The 18584-nt window shown below is 56.1% G+C and carries 17 protein-coding genes; 11 read left to right on the forward strand and 6 right to left on the reverse strand.

Going from position 1 to position 18584, the window contains the following annotated elements; all coding sequences use genetic code 11:
- Positions 1-4 precede the first annotated feature (4 nt).
- From tssF to sodB, 8 genes are all read left to right on the forward strand, one after another.
- The gene (tssF, locus tag NP603_RS15750) at positions 5-1891 is read left to right on the forward strand and encodes a type VI secretion system baseplate subunit TssF (protein WP_256611901.1); all 1887 of its coding nucleotides are present in this window, start codon (positions 5-7) and stop codon (positions 1889-1891) included.
- The gene (gene tssG, locus NP603_RS15755) at positions 1873-2928 is read left to right on the forward strand and encodes a type VI secretion system baseplate subunit TssG (RefSeq protein WP_256611902.1); all 1056 of its coding nucleotides are present in this window, start codon (positions 1873-1875) and stop codon (positions 2926-2928) included. Before tssF ends, tssG begins: the two co-directional genes overlap by 19 nt.
- A gap of 33 nt (positions 2929-2961) precedes the next feature.
- Positions 2962-5655 (forward strand): type VI secretion system ATPase TssH, encoded by a 2694-nt coding sequence (gene tssH, locus NP603_RS15760; RefSeq protein ID WP_256611903.1) that lies wholly within the window; start codon positions 2962-2964, stop codon positions 5653-5655.
- 106 nt (positions 5656-5761) lie between these two features.
- Positions 5762-6379: a YopT-type cysteine protease domain-containing protein gene (locus tag NP603_RS15765; protein ID WP_256611904.1), complete on the forward strand. Its 618-nt coding sequence runs from the start codon at positions 5762-5764 to the stop codon at positions 6377-6379.
- Positions 6380-7024: 645 nt separating this feature from the next.
- Positions 7025-7618, forward strand: a complete 594-nt coding sequence (locus NP603_RS15770) for a DUF6931 family protein (RefSeq protein WP_256611905.1) — start codon at positions 7025-7027, stop codon at positions 7616-7618.
- Positions 7619-7631: 13 nt separating this feature from the next.
- Positions 7632-7922, forward strand: coding sequence for a PAAR domain-containing protein (locus NP603_RS15775; RefSeq protein WP_256611906.1), 291 nt, complete (start codon positions 7632-7634; stop codon positions 7920-7922).
- Between the two features lie 46 nt (positions 7923-7968).
- On the forward strand, positions 7969-9963 hold the full coding sequence (locus tag NP603_RS15780; protein WP_256611907.1) for a type VI secretion system Vgr family protein: 1995 nt from the start codon (positions 7969-7971) through the stop codon (positions 9961-9963).
- Positions 9964-10201: 238 nt separating this feature from the next.
- Positions 10202-10783, forward strand: coding sequence for a superoxide dismutase [Fe] (sodB, locus tag NP603_RS15785; RefSeq protein ID WP_256611908.1), 582 nt, complete (start codon positions 10202-10204; stop codon positions 10781-10783).
- Positions 10784-10893: 110 nt separating this feature from the next.
- Here the strand turns inward: sodB and NP603_RS15790 are convergent, their stop codons facing one another.
- From NP603_RS15790 to NP603_RS15800, 3 genes are all read right to left on the reverse strand, one after another.
- Positions 10894-11685 (reverse strand): C40 family peptidase, encoded by a 792-nt coding sequence (locus NP603_RS15790; protein ID WP_256611909.1) that lies wholly within the window; start codon positions 11683-11685, stop codon positions 10894-10896.
- Positions 11686-11926: 241 nt separating this feature from the next.
- Positions 11927-12433: a hypothetical protein gene (locus NP603_RS15795; RefSeq protein ID WP_256611911.1), complete on the reverse strand. Its 507-nt coding sequence runs from the start codon at positions 12431-12433 to the stop codon at positions 11927-11929.
- A 360-nt stretch (positions 12434-12793) separates the two neighbouring features.
- On the reverse strand, positions 12794-13444 hold the full coding sequence (locus NP603_RS15800) for a glutathione S-transferase family protein (protein ID WP_256611913.1): 651 nt from the start codon (positions 13442-13444) through the stop codon (positions 12794-12796).
- A gap of 109 nt (positions 13445-13553) precedes the next feature.
- Between NP603_RS15800 and NP603_RS15805 the strand changes: the two genes are divergently transcribed.
- Both NP603_RS15805 and NP603_RS15810 read left to right on the forward strand, forming a co-directional pair.
- Positions 13554-14141, forward strand: coding sequence for a TetR/AcrR family transcriptional regulator (locus NP603_RS15805; protein WP_256611915.1), 588 nt, complete (start codon positions 13554-13556; stop codon positions 14139-14141).
- Between the two features lie 55 nt (positions 14142-14196).
- On the forward strand, positions 14197-15672 hold the full coding sequence (locus NP603_RS15810) for an MATE family efflux transporter (RefSeq protein WP_256611916.1): 1476 nt from the start codon (positions 14197-14199) through the stop codon (positions 15670-15672).
- On the opposite strand, the gene NP603_RS15815 is transcribed toward NP603_RS15810, so the two are convergent.
- The 3 genes from NP603_RS15815 to ribF are packed head-to-tail and all read right to left on the reverse strand — an operon-like array spanning position 15669 to position 17690.
- A complete protein-coding gene (locus tag NP603_RS15815) occupies positions 15669-16532 on the reverse strand; it encodes an HDOD domain-containing protein (RefSeq protein WP_256611917.1) in 864 nt (287 codons plus the stop codon). The genes NP603_RS15810 and NP603_RS15815 overlap by 4 nt on opposite strands.
- 16 nt (positions 16533-16548) lie before the next feature.
- Entirely contained in the window at positions 16549-16749 is a 201-nt protein-coding gene (locus tag NP603_RS15820) for a DUF1289 domain-containing protein (protein ID WP_256611918.1), read from the reverse strand.
- A gap of 14 nt (positions 16750-16763) precedes the next feature.
- A complete protein-coding gene (ribF, locus tag NP603_RS15825; RefSeq protein WP_256611919.1) occupies positions 16764-17690 on the reverse strand; it encodes a bifunctional riboflavin kinase/FAD synthetase in 927 nt (308 codons plus the stop codon).
- A 259-nt stretch (positions 17691-17949) separates the two neighbouring features.
- Between ribF and NP603_RS15830 the strand changes: the two genes are divergently transcribed.
- Positions 17950-18567: a hypothetical protein gene (locus tag NP603_RS15830; RefSeq protein WP_256611920.1), complete on the forward strand. Its 618-nt coding sequence runs from the start codon at positions 17950-17952 to the stop codon at positions 18565-18567.
- Positions 18568-18584 lie beyond the last annotated feature (17 nt).

The following is an 18584-nucleotide window of genomic DNA, read 5'->3' on the forward strand; positions in this document are numbered from 1 at the left end:
GGCGATGGACCCGAAACTGCTGAAATATTACAACCGCGAATTGCAATACGTCCGGGAAGTCGGCGCCGAGTTTGCCGCCGAATTTCCGAAGATTGCCGGCCGCCTGGGCCTCGATACCTTCGAATGTTCCGATCCTTACGTCGAACGGCTGTTCGAAGGCTTTGCCTTCATGGCGGCACGGGTACAGCTTAAAGTCGACGCCGAGTTTCCGAATTTTACCCAGCAACTGCTGCAAATCGTCTATCCGCATTATTTGTCGGCGACGCCTTCGATGGCGGTAGTGGAATTCAAGCCGGATCTGGCCGAAGCGGCATTGGCGGAAGGATTGACCATTCCGAAGGATACTGTGCTGCGCAGCCTGATTGCGAAAGGCGAGCAAACCGCCTGCGAATACCGGACTTCGCAACCAGTGCAACTTTGGCCGCTGCAACTGGCGCAATTGGAATATTTGCCCAGTTTGGCGGCGATTTCCAGCAGCGGGTTGGCGCCGGGGCGGTATCCGCCGACGGTCAAGGCGGCATTTCGCATCGTGTTGCGTACGGTCGGCGGCATTAAATTCAGCAAGATGCCGCTGCAAAGCTTGCCGCTGTTCTTGCGCGGTTCCGGCAATATTCCTTACCGCTTGTACGAGCAGTTTCTGGCCAACGCGGTGGGCTTGGCCGGCAAATTCAAAGCCGGCGCGTCCCATGTTTTCGAATATGCCAACGGCCGGGTGGCGCGTGGCATGGGCTTCAATCAGGACGAGGCGCTGCTCAGGCAAACGCCGCGATCGTTTGACGGTTACCGGATCTTGCAGGAATATTTCGCGTTCCCGGACCGCTACCTGTTTGTCGAATTGGAGCGGCTGAACCAGTTGACCGCTGCTTGCGACAGCGAGGAACTGGAACTGTTCGTGTTGTTGGACCGCAGCGATTTGCAACTGGTCAACGCGCTGGACCAGAACAATTTGGCTTTGTTTTGCGCGCCGGCCATCAATTTGTTCCCTAAGCGCGCCGACCGGATTCACGTCGACCACCGCCAGTCCGAATACCATTTGGTAGTCGACCGTAGCCGGCCGATGGACTACGAGGTGTACAGCGTTAACGAGGTTTGCGGTTACGGTAACGACCAGGCCGGCGAGCAGCCATTTCTGCCGTTCTACGGTTCCAAATCGGCTTACCAGAACCACACTGAAACCGCGTTTTATGCGTTAAGACGGACGAAACGGGTGTTGTCGTCCAAACAGCGCCGCAAAGGCGTGCGTTCCAGTTATATCGGCAGTGAAGTGTTTATCGCCTTGGTCGACGCGGCCGAGGCACCCTATTCCACCAAATTGGCGCAGTTGGGCGTCGAGACGCTATGCACCAACCGCGATTTGCCTTTGGTCATGCCGGTTGGCTTGGGCGAGACCGACTTTACGCTCCAGATCAGTGCGCCGGTTAAATCGATCCGCTGTATTGCCGGGCCGACCCGGCCGCTACCGGCAGCCTACGAGTCGGATACGGTGTGGCGTTTGATTAACCATTTATCGCTGAATTACTTGTCCTTGATCGACAGCGACCGGAAAACCGGCGCCGCCGCATTGCGGGAATTATTGGGCCTGTATGCGGATAGCCGCGAGCCGGCGATCAAAAAACAGATCGAGGGCGTGATTTCGGTGGGTTCCAAGAATGTAGTCAGGCGCATCGATTCCAAAGGGCCGATGGTGTTCGGCCGCGGCCTGGAAATATCGGTATTGCTCGACGAATCGGCCTTCGAAGGCGGCGGTTACTTCTTGATGGGTACCGTGCTGGAGCAGTTTTTCGCCCGCTACGTGTCGATCAATTCCTTCGTCGAAACCGCGATTCGGACTACCGACCGCGGCGAAGTGGCCAGATGGCCGGTGAGGATGGGATGCCGACACACGTTCTGATAGACGAATTGCAGCGGGCTGCTTACCGCTTCGATTTTTTCGAAGCCTTGCGCTTGATCGAAACCCTGCATCCGGACAAACCGCGCTTGGGCGAAAGCCTGAAAGCCGGGGACGATGCGATTCGCTTGTCCCAGGAACCGGAACTGGAGTTCCCGGCCTCGGCCGTCTCGGCCTACGTCGCGGCGGGCGCCAAATCCGCGACGCCGCGGCTGGCGGTGAACTTTATGGGTCTGTTCGGCCCGCATGGTCCGTTGCCGTTGCATTTGACCGAATACGCCCGGCAACGCGCCCGCCACCATCACGACCCGACCCTGGCCCGATTTGCCGATGTGTTTCACCATCGCATGATCAGCCTGTTTTACCGGGCATGGGCCAACGCCCGGCCGGAGGTGCATTACGATCGGCCGCAAACCGACCGCTTCGCTTTCTACGTCGGTAGCTTGGCGGGCGTTGCCGGAGAGGCGTTCCAGCAGCGGGATGCGCTGGCGGATCGGGCGAAACTGTTTTATGCCGGCCATTTTTCGGCACAAACCAAACATCCGGACGGATTGCGCGCCGTAATTGCCGATGTGCTGAGGCTGGGAGTCAGAATCGAGGAGTTCGTCGGCGAATGGATGGATATCCAACCGGCGGAACAAACCCGCTTGGGCGTGAGTGCCGATATCGCTAGTTTGGGCCAGACGGCCTTATTGGGCGCGTCGGTGTGGGGCTGCCAGCACAAATTCAAGGTCGTGCTGGGGCCGATGGCGCTGGCCGACTATCTGGCGCTGTTACCGGGCGCGGTGTTGTTCGAACAATTGAAAGCCAGCGTGCGCAATTATGTCGGCGACGAATATGTGTGGGATGCGCAATTGGTTTTGAAACACTCCGAAGTGCCGGCGGAATTGGCCTTGGGTGTGCCGCAGCAACAGGATAAACGCAGTATGAACGGTTATGCGCAACTGGGCTGGAGTATGTGGCTGGGACCGCGCCACAGCGAACGCGATGCCGACGATTTATTGCTCGACCCATTTATCGCCGTTGGGGCGAACTGTTAAACCAACCTTAACTTTTGAACAGGAAATGTAGCGATGGCAGAAATTAGCCGAGTCAAGCTGTTTGGGAAATTAAACCGGGTTTGTTACAAAGCCGTCGAGAGCGCGACGGTGTTCTGCAAGCTGCGGGGTAACCCCTATGTCGAATTGGTGCATTGGTTGAGCCAATTGCTGCAATTGCCCGATTCCGACTTGCATCGGGCGATCAAGCATTACGGCCTGGACATGTCGCGGATCGCGAAAGAAGTCACCGAAGCGCTGGACAAGCTGCCGCGCGGCTCGACTTCGATTTCCGATTTCTCGCCGCATATCGAGGACAGCGTCGAACGTGGCTGGGTCTACGGCACGCTGTTATTCGGCGAAAACCAAGTGCGTAGCGGCCATTTGCTGGTCGGCATGTTGAAAACCAAAGGTCTGCGCAACGAGCTGATCGGCATTTCCCGCGAATTCGAGAAACTGAAACCCGATAGCGTCTCCGACGAATTGCCTAATGTCGTTGCCGGTTCGCCGGAAGACGGCCTGGCGGCAACCGACGGCAGCCATATCGCCGCGACGCCGGGCGAGGCCAGCGGTGCGCTGGCGCCGGCGGCGATGGGCAAGCAGGAGGCCCTGAAACAATTCACCGTCGACCTCACCGAACAGGCCCGCCAAGGCAAGATCGATCCGATTGTCGGCCGCGACGAGGAAATCCGCCAGGTCATCGACATCCTGATGCGCCGCCGCCAGAACAATCCCATCCTGACCGGCGAGGCCGGCGTCGGCAAAACGGCGGTTGTCGAAGGCTTTGCGTTGAAAATTGTCGCCGGCGACGTACCGCCCTCTTTGCGCGACGTCAGTTTACGCACGTTGGATGTCGGCTTGCTGCAAGCCGGCGCCAGCATGAAGGGCGAATTCGAAAACCGTCTGCGCCAAGTCATCGAAGAAGTCCAAGCTTCGCCGAAACCGATCATTTTGTTCATCGACGAAGCTCACACGCTGGTCGGCGCCGGCGGCGCAGCCGGCACCGGCGATGCCGCCAATCTGTTGAAGCCGGCGTTGGCGCGCGGCCAATTGCGTACCGTCGCAGCGACCACCTGGGCCGAGTATAAAAAACATATCGAAAAAGACCCGGCCTTGACCCGCCGCTTTCAAGTCGTGCAAGTCCACGAACCGGACGAAGCCAAGGCTATCCGCATGATGCGCGGCGTGGTCTCGGTGCAGGAAAAACACCATCAGGTGCTGATTCTGGATGAAGCGCTGGAAGCGGCTGTGAAATTGTCGCACCGCTACATTCCGGCCCGACAACTGCCGGACAAGGCGGTCAGCCTGTTGGATACCGCCTGTGCCCGCGTCGGCGTCAGCCAGCACGCCGTGCCGGCCGAGGTCGACGACTGCCGCAAGCGTATCGAGGCGTTGGAAACCGAATTGGCGATCATCGGCCGCGAAAAAGCGGTCGGTGTCGAAGTGGTTGGCCGCGAAGAGTTGGCCAACGAAAAATTGGCGGCCGAACGCGAGCGCCTAGTGGGTTTGGAGGAGCGTTGGAACGCCGAGAAAGAATTGGTCGGTAAGATTCTGGCCCTGCGCAGCAAATTGCGTTCGGCCGGACATGCGGTGGACGGCGCAGCCGAACCGGCAACCGATTCGACTCCCGCGCAGGTAGACCGCGGTGCGTTGTTGGCCGAATTGAAAGACTTGCAAACGCAATTGCATGAGCAACAAGGCGAGTCGCCGTTGATCTTGCCAACCGTCGACCATCAGGCTGTCGCTGCGGTGGTGCAGGATTGGACCGGCATTCCGGTCGGGCGGATGGTCAAGAACGAAATCGAAACCGTGCTGAAATTGGCCGACAATCTGGAACAGCGCATCATCGGCCAGCGCCATGCGTTGGAGATGATCGCCAAACGTATTCAGACTTCGCGCGCCGGATTGGACAATCCGAACAAACCGATCGGCGTGTTCATGTTGGCCGGTACCTCCGGCGTCGGTAAGACCGAAACCGCGCTGGCCTTGGCCGAAGCCTTGTACGGCGGCGAGCAGAACGTCATTACCATCAACATGAGCGAATACCAGGAAGCGCATACCGTGTCGACATTGAAAGGTGCGCCTCCCGGCTACGTTGGTTACGGCGAGGGTGGGGTGTTGACCGAAGCGGTCCGGCGCCGGCCTTACAGTGTCGTGTTGCTGGACGAGGTCGAAAAAGCTCATCCCGACGTGCATGAAATCTTCTTCCAGGTGTTCGACAAGGGCTGGATGGAAGACGGCGAAGGCCGGGTCATCGACTTCAAAAATACGCTGATTTTGTTGACCACCAACGCCGGTACCGACCTGATCGCCAATCTGTGCAAGGACCCGGATCTGATGCCGGAACCGGAAGGCATTGCCAAAGCGCTACGCGAACCGTTGCTGAAAGTGTTTCCGCCGGCCTTGCTGGGCCGTCTGGTCGTGATTCCTTATTACCCGCTCAGTGACGAAATGATAGGCGCTATAGCCAGATTGCAACTGAACCGGATCAAGAAACGCGTCGAAGAAACCCACAAAGTGCCGTTCAGCTACGACGACGAGGTGATCAAACTAATCGCCAGCCGCTGCACCGAACTGGAAAGCGGCGGCCGGATGATAGACGCGATCCTGACCAACACCGTGTTACCGAAAATCAGCGAGGAGTTTTTGACCCGGATGATGGACGGTGCGCCGATCCAGCGGGTACAAGTGAAGGTTGAGGGTGGGGAGTTTGGGTATGGATTTGACTAAGTGGTTTAATCTCGGTGGAGCGCTGCGGAATCGAGACTAATATCAAAACAAACTTATCGGACTCCGCTTTTGTTTCGCTTTGTCCGAGTAACTTTAGGAGAAAAAGATGGAAGACTGGTTGGCTAGGCTTTGTGTTCGGCATAATGTCGAAATTGTGCATGAATATAACCAATCTGAGGATGCGAGAACCAGAAAGGACGCTTTAACGGAGGAAGGTTGGTGCTACGGTATCGTCCTCCAATGGTTGCGATGCAAACGACAGGCTGTAGATTTTTGGTCCTGGGTCAATACGGCTGATGCTGAAGCCAAGATTCGCTACCCGATGGCTTTTCAGGCGTTAGCAAAAAAACCGGTCAGTGGCGGTAAACTTGGAGGAGTGGCCGATAAATACAAAGATTCAGCACTGCTTCTAAAGCCGTATGGTTTGAAGCAGGAGTTTTTTTCCGAAGAAATATTGAAGCAAAGCGCCAGTTCAATTGTGACAGAGCTACAGTGCAATAAGGCGACTTACTTCATTCTCACTATCGCAGGTGATGGTGCTCATGCCTTAGGGGTGCATTATTCCCAGCTTTACTTGTCATTTTTCGATCCTAACGCGGGGGAGTTCGCATTTCGTCGAGATAGTATCGGGGAATTTACTGAATGGCTAAAATGGTACCTTACCGGGCAAGGATATTGGGCAACTTATACGGGGTTTTACGTTCAGGGATTTAATCCTGACTAACGAAACTTTATGTTTGTGGTGGGTAAATTTGGAGAATTTAATGTCTTCAGTTCGAATGTCTCAGGTGTATGTAGGCGAAAGAATTGAAGGCATTCGTTCCGTATGGGGAAAATTTCTAAAGTAGGGGGCGCTCAATTAAGTATGGCTTATAAACATGTTTGCGGTAAATGCGGGATCAACATTGTTGAGCCGTAGCCATACATTAGTGCCAATTGCACAAAACGCGGCTGCGGCGCAGGCGTTTAGCCTCTGCGTCGACCTGCCTGAATGAGAGCTAACGGCTAGGGTTTTAAAAAACCTCCAAAAGCCTGACGGCTCTCGGTTCAGCGAACTGTTGTTTGGAAAACAGCATGAGTCTAATTGCCCAACCAATGCTCGTCGGCGCGGCAAAATGCTGAAGGCCGCCAAATTTCCAATGGCAGAAGAATATCGGTGACCGGACATTCCTTAGGTGGCGGTACGCGCACCGGTGAGGGTAATTGTTGGCAGGCTGTCTTGCAAACGGATTGGGCCAATATAAACCTGTTCGAAGCGTTGTGAATCCGGTAGCTAACTCGGCGTTCAACGGTTAAGATTTTTACTTGGAAGACGCGTAATCACGATAGAGCAAATCCGAAATCAGACACGTTGGAGATGGGAGACAGCATGACAAGCGCGGTAAGTTTACGCAAGGTGACGATGCCTACGGCGGCGCAAATTTGCCGGGACATTCAGTTGGAGCCCGATGCGCTGCGCTGTTTGGCGGACGATCTGGCGCCGGCGGCATTTTTGCGCAACTTGATCGAGCTCAAATTGTTCCCCGACGCCGTGCGTTTTCTGGCGCGGGCGCTGCCCAAGCGCGAAGCGACCTGGTGGGCCTGCATTAGCGCCCGAAGCGTGGTCGGGCCGGAAACCAAGCCGGAAGTAGTCAAAGCGCTGGAAGCAGCAGAATTGTGGGTGTTCAAACCCACCGAGCCCAATCGCCGATTGGCGAATAGCGCCGCGCACGAGGCGTCGTTCGAAAACCCCGCCGCTTGGGCGGCGATGGCGGCGTTCTGGAGCGACGGCAGCATGGCGCCGGAAAATGCACCGGCCGTGCCGCCGGCCGATAACTTGACCGGTAAGGCCGCGGCGGGCGCCGTGATGTTGGCGGCAGTACTGACACTGCCGGAAAAATCCCAGGAAAAATACCAATTTTTCCTGGAGCAAGGCATCGATATTGCCAACGGCGGCAACGGCCGAGTTTGGCAAGCGGCTTGAGAGAGGGATCGCTATGGGACAGCCCGCTGCACGCTTGACCGACATGCATGTTTGCCCGATGTTCAACGGACCGGTGCCTCATGTCGGCGGTCCGATCTCGGGCCCCGGCGCGCCGACGGTTTTGATCGGCAACATGCCTGCGGCGCGAGCCACCGATATGGCGGTCTGCGTCGGGCCTCCCGATACCATCGCCATGGGATCCGCGACCGTATTAATCGGCAATATGCCCGCCGCCCGCATGGGCGACAGTTGCGCCCACGGCGGAACCATAGTTGTCGGCTATCCGACGGTATTGATCGGTTGACACCGGCCGGGCCCAGTTCTTCAACAGTTTCATTTAGGATATCGACATGTCCCTCTCTCAAGATCAGCGGGTAGCCAAGGTGACCACGGCACTGGGCGACGGTGTTTTCGTGCTGTATCGGATGACCGGTAGCGAGGCCGTCAGCCGCTTGTTCGAATACGAATTGGAATTGTTGAGCGAAAGCGGAACCGTCGATTTGAAAGCCTTGTTGGGCACCAGCCTGACCGTCGAACTGGCCCTGGAGAACGGCGGCAGCCGTTGGTTTAACGGGATCGTCACCCGGGTCAATCAACTCGGCATGCTGGGCGACTTGTACAACTACCGGCTGTGGCTGCATCCGAAAGCCTGGTTGCTGACCAGGGCCAGCAATTGCCGAGTTTTGTCGCCTTCTGTCGGCGAAAGCAACCAAGCCGCGCCGACGACCGCGTCCGAGATCGTCAAGAGCATACTTGGCGAATACGGCATCGTGCCGACCCTGAATCTGAACGAAACCTACCCGGAACGCGAGTTTTGCGTGCAATACCGGGAAACCGACTTCAATTTGGTCAGTCGCTTGATGGAAGAGGAGGGGATCTATTACTACTTCCAACACCAGAACGGCAGCCACACCATGGTGTTGTGCGACAACATGCAGGCGCACCAGGCGCTTGCCGGCAATGCCACGGTCAAGTATTACCCGCCCGACAATCAGGGCGTGCGCGACGAAGAGCATATCTTCGACTGGACTTTCAGTCGGCAAATTCAAAGCGGCGGTTACCGCTTGAACGAGTACGATTTCGAAGCCGCCACTGCCGATTTGAAGGTGGCGTCGTTGATTGCCGGCGAACATGCGGAATCCGGCAAGGAAATTTACGATTATCCGGGCGAGTATAAAACCGCTACGGAAGGCGAGCGCTACGCCCGGTTACGGATGGAACAGGCCCGTTCCGAGCACGAACAGGTTTTCGCCGGCGGCAACGTAAGGGGCTTGGCTACCGGCCTGACTTTCACGCTGTCGGAATATCCCCGCGCCGACCAGAATTGCCAGTACATGGTGTTGTCGACCGATATCAGTATCCGCAACAACGGTTTCGACTCCGGCACCGGCGGCGAAGAAGAATATCTGTGTACCTATTCGGTGATCAACACGTCCTACGTCTACCGCCCGCCCCGATTGACCCGAGTGCCGGTGGTACAAGGCGTGCAAACTGCCGTGGTGGTGGGGGCGCAGGACGACGAAATCCTGACCGACCAATACGGCCGGGTCAAAGTCCAGTTCCATTGGGACCGGCTCGGCACCAAAAACGAGAATAGCTCCTGTTGGGTGCGGGTCGCGCAGATTTGGGCCGGCAAGAACTGGGGCAGCATGTTCATACCCCGAGTCGGCCAGGAGGTTGTGGTCGATTTTCTGGAAGGCAATCCGGACAATCCGATTATCACCGGCCGGGTCTATAACAGCGTCAACATGCCGCCTTACACGTTGGATGCCAATAAAACTCAAAGTGGTATCAAGAGCCGCAGCACGCCAAACGGTGCCGCCGAGAACTTCAACGAATTGCGTTTCGAGGATAAGAAAGACGAAGAGGAAATCTATCTGCACGCGGAAAAAAACTTTACCCGTATCGTCGAGAACAACGACGTGCAGAAAATCGGGTTCGATAAACAAGATGCCGGCGATCAAACCATAGATATCTATAACCACCGCACCGTGACCCTGGATCAGGGTAACGATAAACTGACGGTCAAGACCGGCAATCGCACTGTGGAAATCCAACAAGGCAATGACGAATTGACCGTCAGTTCCGGCAACCGCACGGTCAGTTTGGGATCGGGCAATCTGACGGTGAAACTCGATGCCGGCGCCATTTCGGAAGAAGCCGCGCAATCGATAGAACTCAAAGTCGGTTCCAACAGCATCAAGATCGACCAGAGCGGCGTGACGATCAAGGGCATGACTGTCAAAATCCAAGCCGATACCCAGGCCGAACTGAAAGGTCTGCAGACTACCGTTAGCGGCGACGGCATGCTGACACTGAAAGGCGGCATGGTGATGATCAACTGACGGCATCAGCGCAAGCGACGGGTTGCAATCTTATAACACTTTGATTCTTTAAGGTTTTTCGCTTGCGTAGCGGGACCGGAAATCGGGATGCGGCCGTGCCGCGGCGAGAAATACTAAGCCATTGAATTAAATGTGCTTTTAAATTCGGAATAATTCTTTATTATAATGCTAGGTAATTAGGTCGGACCCGGTCCGCACCTAGTCACTGCTGCTGTTCAATCAATCTGGAGAATTAAAGATGAGTTTTGAATTACCTGCATTACCGTACGCCAAAGACGCTTTGGCGCCGCACATTTCCGCCGAAACCATCGAATACCACTACGGCAAACACCACCAAACCTACGTCACCAACCTGAACAACCTGGTTCCGGGCACCGAGTTCGAAGGTTTGTCTCTGGAAGAAATCGTCAAAAAATCCTCCGGCGGCGTGTTCAACAACGCAGCGCAAGTCTGGAACCACACCTTCTACTGGAACTGCCTGTCTCCCAACGGCGGCGGCGAACCGACCGGCGGCTTGGCAAACGCGATCGAAAGAACCTTCGGTTCGTTCGAGAAATTCAAAGAAGAATTCACCAAATGCGCCGTCACCACCTTCGGTTCCGGTTGGGCATGGCTGGTGAAAAACGACAAGGGTGGCTTGGAATTGGTCAGCACCAGCAACGCCGGCTGCCCATTGACCGAAGGCAAAACCCCGATTTTGACCTGCGATGTTTGGGAACACGCCTATTACATCGATTTCCGCAACTTGCGCCCTAAATATCTGGAAGCGTTCTGGGCCCTGGTTAACTGGGAATTCGCCAGCGCCAATTACGAAGCTTAAGCTTTAACCCGGCGCGGACCGGCGTCCTCACAGGCCCGCCCGCGCCGACCTTGGCTGACCGGTCTTTACTGGTGCCAATTCTCCCTTCGATAACCTTTAGCCTTTTCGGCTTACTTCTTCAGCCAAACCTGCTCTAAACCGGTCTGTAGAAAATCGTCCGGACGCAGTACTTTTTTCGTCAAAAACAGTAGGCGCTGTTCCACCAGTTTGATATCGACGAACGGACAGACGCAACGGTAAATGAAATAAACGAATTCCGTGCAGCTAAAGCTTTTGTGGGTTTCAAAATCGAAACCGAAATCGTAGGCATAACCCAGGTGGGCGAGAGCTAGCCGTTTGGCCTGGACCACCGCTTCCGCGCTCGCAACCGTTTTGCCGTTTTTCAAGGCTTGGTATATACGCTCTTCCGCCGGACTGAAGTCAGGCATCTCGCTGCTGACCACATGCAGTTTGTGTTCGGTATTTTTACTGATGCGTCCCGGTAAACGCAGGACGGCAATTTTGTCGCACCGGGTGAAGGTCAGAATGTCTTCCATGAACACGCCCTCAGCCATGGAGTGCACCACCATTTGCTTGCCGGGCGTGAACCAGTCCTTGCCGTTTTCCTGGGTTCCTGCCCGCGCTGCTGGTCGGTCGGCCTCGGTAGCTTCGCCGAAGTAGAAACCGGCATGGCTGAAGGTGCCGCCGATGAATTTGCCGTCCAGATAATTATCATAGCCGCGCAGCAGGATATCGCCGGGTTGCAGAATCTCGAGAATCTCTCGCAAATCCGGACCCTTGATCCGGTAAGAACCAGGGTCGTAGACAATGAACAGCGGGTGAGGATAAATCTTGATGTCGCCGAAAAAAGTCAAAAACTTTTCCCATAGATTCTTTTCGCGGGTTTTCTCGAGTGTAGTCATGCCGGGTCTCCTTATTGTTGTTATATCGAAGCGGATGCATTGTTATCTTCCTCCGGCCGGAGAGGCAATGCAAGGCTGTTGGGCTTGAGGGGGTAGTTCGATCGCGATGCAACAGGATGTCGCTACTGCATCAGCGAAATGTGCGGTGACGATAACGGTGGCGCTAATGTCTCGTTCCGACACGCACTGCCCAGGAAACCCGCTACGGCCGTTAACCGGTCTCCGCAGCGGGCGAGTGAGATTAGAGCAGCGCGGCGCAGATGTCGGTTGTCTTTCCGCTGGTACTTAGCACTGTAAAGACTTCGCTGGTGTCGACGGTGAAGACGACGCGACCCGCAATCAGCGTCGTGGACGGCCCGGCTGGCACGTCGGTCGGGAATAAAATCAGGAGGTTGTGTCCGGTGTCTGTCTCGGTATAAGAGCCGTCCGGGTTGTACCGTTTTGCCGATACCGCTCCGTTCGATTTCGTCGAGAGCGTTTTTCCATTCGACAGATTCGTGAAACGCAGCGCTGCACCGGTACCTGTATCAAGGCTGCGTACCAGGTTGCCGTTTGCGTCTTTGAACTCCCTGACGTTTCGTTTGCCGCCCCAGCCTTCAATTTTTAGATCGAAGTTACACGCAGTTCCGGTCGGGAGCTCTAGCGTGAAGTCCGGGGTGGCTGCGGCGGCAGAATTGCTGTATCCGAGCGCGGCGGCGATCATGTATGCAAATACGCAGCGGATTGCCGATCTGTTTTTGTGGTTCATGGTTGTCTCCAAACTGATCAAAAGGTCTAGCCGTTCAACAAAAAGTCAAATGAGTTGGCGACTTATTTGTTGTCGTATTGTGCGTACCATTTGTTTGGCGATGGCTGTTTCGTTAACCTCCTAATCTTGTTGGTTATTATTGTTCGACTAGCAACGAGAAGCTTGCGTCACAAATACCAGGGAAACTGTAGGGGTGCAATAAGCACAAATACCCGGTCGATGCCGGGCTGGATGGGTTATCGCGCAATTCCTGATCGGCAGTGACCGGAAAGAAGCTTCGAACCTTTGGATATCGGATAAGGCGGTTGACATGCGCCGCCGGGACGGACGCTCTCGAACCCGGCGGGTTGAATGGAATATTTACTGATTGCCGAAAAACGCTGCCAGCGCTGCGGCGCGGTCGGCCGCTACGGTTTGCGCGTGAGGCCGGCTTTCGATCAGTTGCATATAGCTTTCGATACCCGGAATGTGGCTGTTAACCAGGTTTTCGCCGTAAATCTTTTGGGTGGCGAAGCCGACCAGTTGCAGATGAGGCCAGGCCACGACGTCGGCGGCGGTGAACGAATCGCCCAGCGCGTAAGGCGCCAGCTTCAACAGTTTTGCCAAACCGGTCAAACCGGTATCGAGTTTTTGTCGGACTTCATCTTTGGTTTCTTGCGACACGCTGCCGCCGAAAATCGCTTCCGCATACAGACGGCGGGCAATCAGTTCCACGTTCAGTTCGATGTGCTGGATAAACTCGCGGCATTTACCGCGTTCGAACGCATCGGCCGGATACAGCGGCTGTTGCGGAAACGCATCTTCCAGATACTCCAAAATCGCTTGCGATTCCGACAAATAGCCCTCTGGAGTTTTGATGAACGGAACCTTGCCCAGCGGCGAGCGTTTCAACACCGCTTCGTTTTGACTCGGGCGCACCGCTTCCTCGACGAAGGCGATTTCCTTTTCCATCAACGCCAGTTTGACTTTGTTGTAATAGTTGCTGATTGCTATGCCGTATAAAGTAATCATCGAATGATCTCCATCAAGTAAAAGTGTTTTCAGAACAGACCGGTCAGTCTGTTGCAATAATACAGACCGGTCGGTATAGTTGCAACTCCGATTTTGCAAATATCCGCGTATGGCCCGTAATCTTCAGCAACATATCCTCGACGTCGCTTCGGAACTGTTTTACAGCCAAGGGATTAAGACCACCGGCGTCGATGCCATCGTCAAGGCTGCCGGCACGACCAAGATGAGTCTGTATAAATATTTTCCGTCCAAGGACGACTTGGTGGTCGCGCATTTGAATAAAAGCCGGGCCAAATTGCAGGGCATTATCGAAGCGGAATTGGCCCAAGCCACTGACGACCCGCAACGGAAGCTGCTGGCAGTATTCGACGTGTTCGAACGGCTGCAAGCCAGCCCGGCCTTTCGCGGTTGTCCGTTCATCAATGCCTCGGCCGAATTCGCCGAGATCGGCAGCCCGGTACAGCAGGCGGCGGCCGAATTTTCCGAAGGTTTTCGCCGCTTGCTGGCGACGCTGGCCGCCGAGGCCGGCGTCCGCGACCCGGATAATTTGTCCAAACATTTATCGATGCTGATTGCCGGTGCACTGGTGCGGGAGCAGATGCAGCGCGGTTCGGCGCCGATGCGCGCCGCCCGCGAAGCCGCCGAGATCTTGATCGGCCATGCCTGCGCGCAGGCCCGTGCCGCCGAACCGGCGTAACCGCATACAATAGCCGCACCGGCCGCACCGCGGCTTTCGTCGACACAAGCGATCCATGTCATTACGCCAACTCGTATCCCAAACCGCCGTCTACGGCCTGAGCAGTATCGTCGGCCGCTTCCTGAATTACCTGCTGGTGCCGCTTTATACCTATACCTTCAGTACCGGCGAATATGGCGTCGTCTCGGAGTTCTACGCCTACGCCGGCTTTGTTGCCGTGTTGCTGGTATTGGGCCTGGAAACCGGCTATTTCCGCTTTCGGCAGCGGCCGGAATTCGACGGCGAACGGGTTTACTGCAACGTGCTGAGCCTGCTGCTGCTCGCCAATTTGGCTTTTGCCGGCGGCGTTTGGTTCTGGCAGGAAGATTTGGCGGCCTGGCTGCAATACCCGCGACATCCGGAATATCCGCTCTGGTTTGCCTGGATACTGGCGCTGGATGCGTTGTCGGCTTTGCCGTTCGCCAAGCTGCGCGCCGAGAATCGGGCTTGGCGCTTTGCCGGCATCAAAATGGCCGAGATTCTGATCGCCATCGGTTTGAATTTATTGTTGTTACTGCTCTGGCCCAAACTGGCGGCAATTTGGCCGGATAGCGCGATCGCCCGTTACTACGACCCGCAAGTCGGCGTCGGTTACATCTTTATTGCCAATCTGGCGGCCAGCGCCGCTAAGTTGCTGCTGCTGCTGCCGCAGTTCCGTGCCGTGCCGTTTGTTTTGGAGCGGGCGGTATTGGCGCCGGTGCTGCGCTACTCGCTGCCGATGATCGTGATCGGCTTGGCCGGCATGGTCAACGAGATGCTGGACCGGGCGATTTTGAAGCTGCTGTTGCCGTACGATCTGCAAACCAATCTGCAACAGTTGGGCATTTACGGCGCCTGTTACAAATTATCGGTTCTGATGACCTTGTTCGTACAAGCCTTCCGTTATGCCGGCGAGCCGTTTTTCTTCTCCTACGCCGGCCGGGCCGACGCCAAACGTGCTTATGCGTTGGTGATGCAGTATTTCGTTATCGCCGGCGTGTCGATCTTTTTGTTGGTGGCTTTGTTCATCGACCTGTTCAAATATTTCATCGGCGCCGAATTTCGCGAGGGGTTGACTGTTGTGCCGATCTTGTTGATCGCGAATTTGTTGCTCGGTATCTACGTCAATCTGTCGGTTTGGTACAAACTGAGCGACCGCACCGGGCTTGGCGCCTGGGTGGCGCTGGCCGGCGCCGGCGTGACAGTGGCGTTGAATATCTTGCTGATTCCGGAGTATGGCTATGTCGGCGCGGCCTGGGCCACGCTGGTTTGTTACGGGTTTATGGTATTGCTGTCCTGGGGCTTGGGCCGGATTTATTATCCGGTCGATTACCCGTTGGCCAAGATCGGGTATTACTTCCTGCTGGGTTTGGGCCTCTATGGTGCCGACCGTTACGCAGTGGCGCATTACCAATGGGATGTTTGGCTTTGCGGCGGCTTCGGCATGCTGGTTTATCTGGTACTTACATATTGGCTGGATCTGCGGCCGTTGTTCCGTAAAGGTCGCATCTAGCGGGTGAAACCGCCCAGCACGTTGTCGGCGATGTCCTGGTGCAGTTCCGCGAAATCCTGCTCGCTTAGGCCGACGAAGTTCAAAACCAGATCTTGGATTTCCAGCCATTCGTAGTCCGGCTGGTAGCCCCAAAACAATTTATCGATATGCTCGGCCATTTTCAGGATGGCTAGCAGGCTAAGCTCGCTTGGGTCGCCGCGGTCGCGCGCGGCAAAACGCTCCTTGACCTGATGGTGGTCGCGGATCACATTGGCGATGCGTTTGTCCAGTCCCCAGGCTCGGGCCAGGTAATAGCCGAGTACGGCATGCTCGACTCGGTATTGGCGGTCTTCGGCGGCGCAGATCGAGAGCTCCGGCGTGTTGATGTATCGCGCCATGAACTCGGCGTAGCCGGGGAAGTGCTGGGTCAGCAACGGGTGGCCGGCGTTATGGAACAATCCCAGCATGTAGGCTTCGTCCGGCCGTGAATAAAACACCGCGCGGGCGATTGCGGTAGCCGACATCGCCACATTCAGCGGGGAATCCCAAAAATTCGGCGGATTGGCGCCTTCCGTTTCTTCGAATGCCCGGCGCAAAGCCAAGCCGGCCACGATATTGACGATATTGCGCAGCCCGAACAGCGACGTGGCATGCTGAATCGACACGGCTTTGGTGCGCAAACCGAAATAGGGGGAATTGACGCAGCGCAGCACCAGGGCCGACAAGCCGAGGTCCTGTGCCAGAATTTCGGCGACCGTCTCCAACTCGGGCTCGTCTTGCTGCAATTCTTTGTGCAACTTATCCAGCACGTGCGGCGCCGCCGGAATTTTAATGTTTCTCAAGGCCTTGCGGACCAATTCGTCTTCGGCGTCCTGGGTCATGGCGGCGTTGGGGGCCTTATTTCGATAAAAAAGTAGGATTGGAGCGGGATTGGCGTCGTTCCGTCGCCCGGCGCAATATCTGTTCGCGGCTGGCGTTATCGGCGTTGCTCCAGATACGGATTTCGTCCAGCGAACGAAAACAGCCCAGGCAGATATCGCTGTCGTCCAGGCAGCAATTGCGGATGCAAGGGGACGGGATCGGGGTGTCGTCGGCCATCATCGTCTCCGCCTTCAGCCGAAAAACCGTTTGGCTTGCGCCACATCCAGACCGATTTGCCGTTTCAGCGCGTCCAGCGAGTCGAAGCGGGTTTCGTCGCGCAGTTTATGTTTGAAATGCACTTCGACGTAATGGCCGTAAATGTCTTTATTGAAGTTGAACAAATGCGTCTCCAACACCACTTTGGCGCCGCCGTCCACGGTTGGCCGCGAGCCGACGTTGGCGACGCCCTGGTACTCGTTGCCGTCCAGCCCGGTCATCGTCACCGCATAGACGCCGACGATCGGCGTATTCTTGCGTTGCATGCGTACGTTCGCGGTCGGAAAGCCCAGCTCGCGGCCGCGTTTGTCGCCGTGCGCGACCCGGCCGCAGACCGAATAATCCCGGCCCAGCATCAATTTGGCCTGAGCCAGATCGCCTTCGCCCAGCGCGTCGCGAATCAAGGTGCTGCTGACCCGCAGCCCTGCCAACTCGAAGGAATGGCTGTCTTCCACGCTAAAGCCATGAGTTGCGCCGCGGTGCTGCAGAAGTGCGAAGTTTCCGCGCCGCGCCTTGCCGAAATGGAAATCGTCGCCGACCACCAGATGTTTGACGTTCAGCCGCCGCACCAGGATGTCGGCGATAAATTGCTCGGCGTCGCAATCGGCTAGGGCGCGGTTGAACGGCATGACCAATAATTCGTCGATCGGCAGTTTGGCGAACTGGATGGCTTTTTCGCGCAAACGGGTCAGGCGGGAAGGCGCGTGGTCGCCCAGAAAATATTCCAGCGGCTGCGGTTCGAACACCATCGCCACGGTCGGCAGATTCAGCCGACGGCCGTGTTCGGCTAGTTTTTCGATTACCAGCCGGTGGCCCAGGTGCAGGCCGTCGAAATTGCCGATCGTCAACACGCAGCCGTTGCGCAATGGGTCGAGATGGTTCAGCCCTCGGATTAGACGCATGATCGCAAACGAGTCAAAAACCGCAATTCTACCAGCATGCGTCGGTACTGGCCTATATCGCTAAGGCGTGTGCAAAGCCCGGGCGCCGGTTGCGAGCGCGCCGTGTTCAATTCTGCGGCAGCAAGGCCGGTCAGGCGCAGCGCGGCACTGGGTTTCGCAGCTAATCTGCGGTCACCGGCTGCCGTTGGCGTCGGGATAGCTTTTCGGAAGCTTCCGGCTAGACTTCAATAACTTTAATCAATTTTCAGGGGGCTGCCGTATGGCTACGAAACCGACCAATACCTTGTACAACCACAACTCCACCGCAAAGCCGAGCGTGGTCAGTAAAAATCTATTGTCGGGCCCGGTCAAAGACGAAGATTGCCCCTGGGTCCAGGTCGGCCAGCTTTACCTGTCGGTGACGATTACCGGCGAAAACTCCTGGCTGCCGCTGGTCGCGTTGTTGCGCTCTCAAGGTCATAAAAATTTCAAAGTCTTTTCCGGGCGCCACGGCGACATCCCGAATATCGTCGATAGAAAGGGCATGACGCTGAATGTGTTTGCGAAAGAGCACATCGACGAAGACAACAAAGTCAGGGCCAAGGCGCTGAAAGAGTTTACCGATATCACGATCGACATTATCGATACCCAACAAAGCAAAACCGACCAGGTTAAGTGGTTGCAAGAAGAAACCCAAAAACATTTAAAGTCGAATATCCCGGTAATTTATGCCTGGTGTTATTCGCTGTTTACGATGTGCGAATTCAGCATGCCGGCGGTTGGCGATTCGTTGAAACTCTACGAGAAAGTGGAATACGTCAACGCCCAGAATGCCGAATTGAACAAGACCATTGCCGAACTAGTGCTGACCTATTTCCCTTGGGTGCTGAAAGGCTAGCGCCGGCGGCAACGGCG

Origin of the sequence: Methylomonas aurea, assembly GCF_024505045.1 — a bacterium.
Taxonomy (GTDB): domain Bacteria; phylum Pseudomonadota; class Gammaproteobacteria; order Methylococcales; family Methylomonadaceae; genus Methylomonas; species Methylomonas aurea.

Excerpts from the sequence above, each read along its gene's own strand:
- tssF (WP_256611901.1), top strand. The coding sequence starts at position 5 with ATGGACCCGAAACTGCTGAAATATTACAACCGCGAATTGCAATACGTC.
- tssG (WP_256611902.1), top strand. The coding sequence starts at position 1,873 with ATGCCGACACACGTTCTGATAGACGAATTGCAGCGGGCTGCTTACCGC.
- tssH (WP_256611903.1), top strand. The coding sequence starts at position 2,962 with ATGGCAGAAATTAGCCGAGTCAAGCTGTTTGGGAAATTAAACCGGGTT.
- NP603_RS15765 (WP_256611904.1), top strand. The coding sequence starts at position 5,762 with ATGGAAGACTGGTTGGCTAGGCTTTGTGTTCGGCATAATGTCGAAATT.
- NP603_RS15770 (WP_256611905.1), top strand. The coding sequence starts at position 7,025 with ATGACAAGCGCGGTAAGTTTACGCAAGGTGACGATGCCTACGGCGGCG.
- NP603_RS15775 (WP_256611906.1), top strand. The coding sequence starts at position 7,632 with ATGGGACAGCCCGCTGCACGCTTGACCGACATGCATGTTTGCCCGATG.
- NP603_RS15780 (WP_256611907.1), top strand. The coding sequence starts at position 7,969 with ATGTCCCTCTCTCAAGATCAGCGGGTAGCCAAGGTGACCACGGCACTG.
- sodB (WP_256611908.1), top strand. The coding sequence starts at position 10,202 with ATGAGTTTTGAATTACCTGCATTACCGTACGCCAAAGACGCTTTGGCG.
- NP603_RS15790 (WP_256611909.1), bottom strand. The coding sequence starts at position 11,685 with ATGACTACACTCGAGAAAACCCGCGAAAAGAATCTATGGGAAAAGTTT.
- NP603_RS15795 (WP_256611911.1), bottom strand. The coding sequence starts at position 12,433 with ATGAACCACAAAAACAGATCGGCAATCCGCTGCGTATTTGCATACATG.
- NP603_RS15800 (WP_256611913.1), bottom strand. The coding sequence starts at position 13,444 with ATGATTACTTTATACGGCATAGCAATCAGCAACTATTACAACAAAGTC.
- NP603_RS15805 (WP_256611915.1), top strand. The coding sequence starts at position 13,554 with ATGGCCCGTAATCTTCAGCAACATATCCTCGACGTCGCTTCGGAACTG.
- NP603_RS15810 (WP_256611916.1), top strand. The coding sequence starts at position 14,197 with ATGTCATTACGCCAACTCGTATCCCAAACCGCCGTCTACGGCCTGAGC.
- NP603_RS15815 (WP_256611917.1), bottom strand. The coding sequence starts at position 16,532 with ATGACCCAGGACGCCGAAGACGAATTGGTCCGCAAGGCCTTGAGAAAC.
- NP603_RS15820 (WP_256611918.1), bottom strand. The coding sequence starts at position 16,749 with ATGGCCGACGACACCCCGATCCCGTCCCCTTGCATCCGCAATTGCTGC.
- ribF (WP_256611919.1), bottom strand. The coding sequence starts at position 17,690 with ATGCGTCTAATCCGAGGGCTGAACCATCTCGACCCATTGCGCAACGGC.
- NP603_RS15830 (WP_256611920.1), top strand. The coding sequence starts at position 17,950 with ATGGCTACGAAACCGACCAATACCTTGTACAACCACAACTCCACCGCA.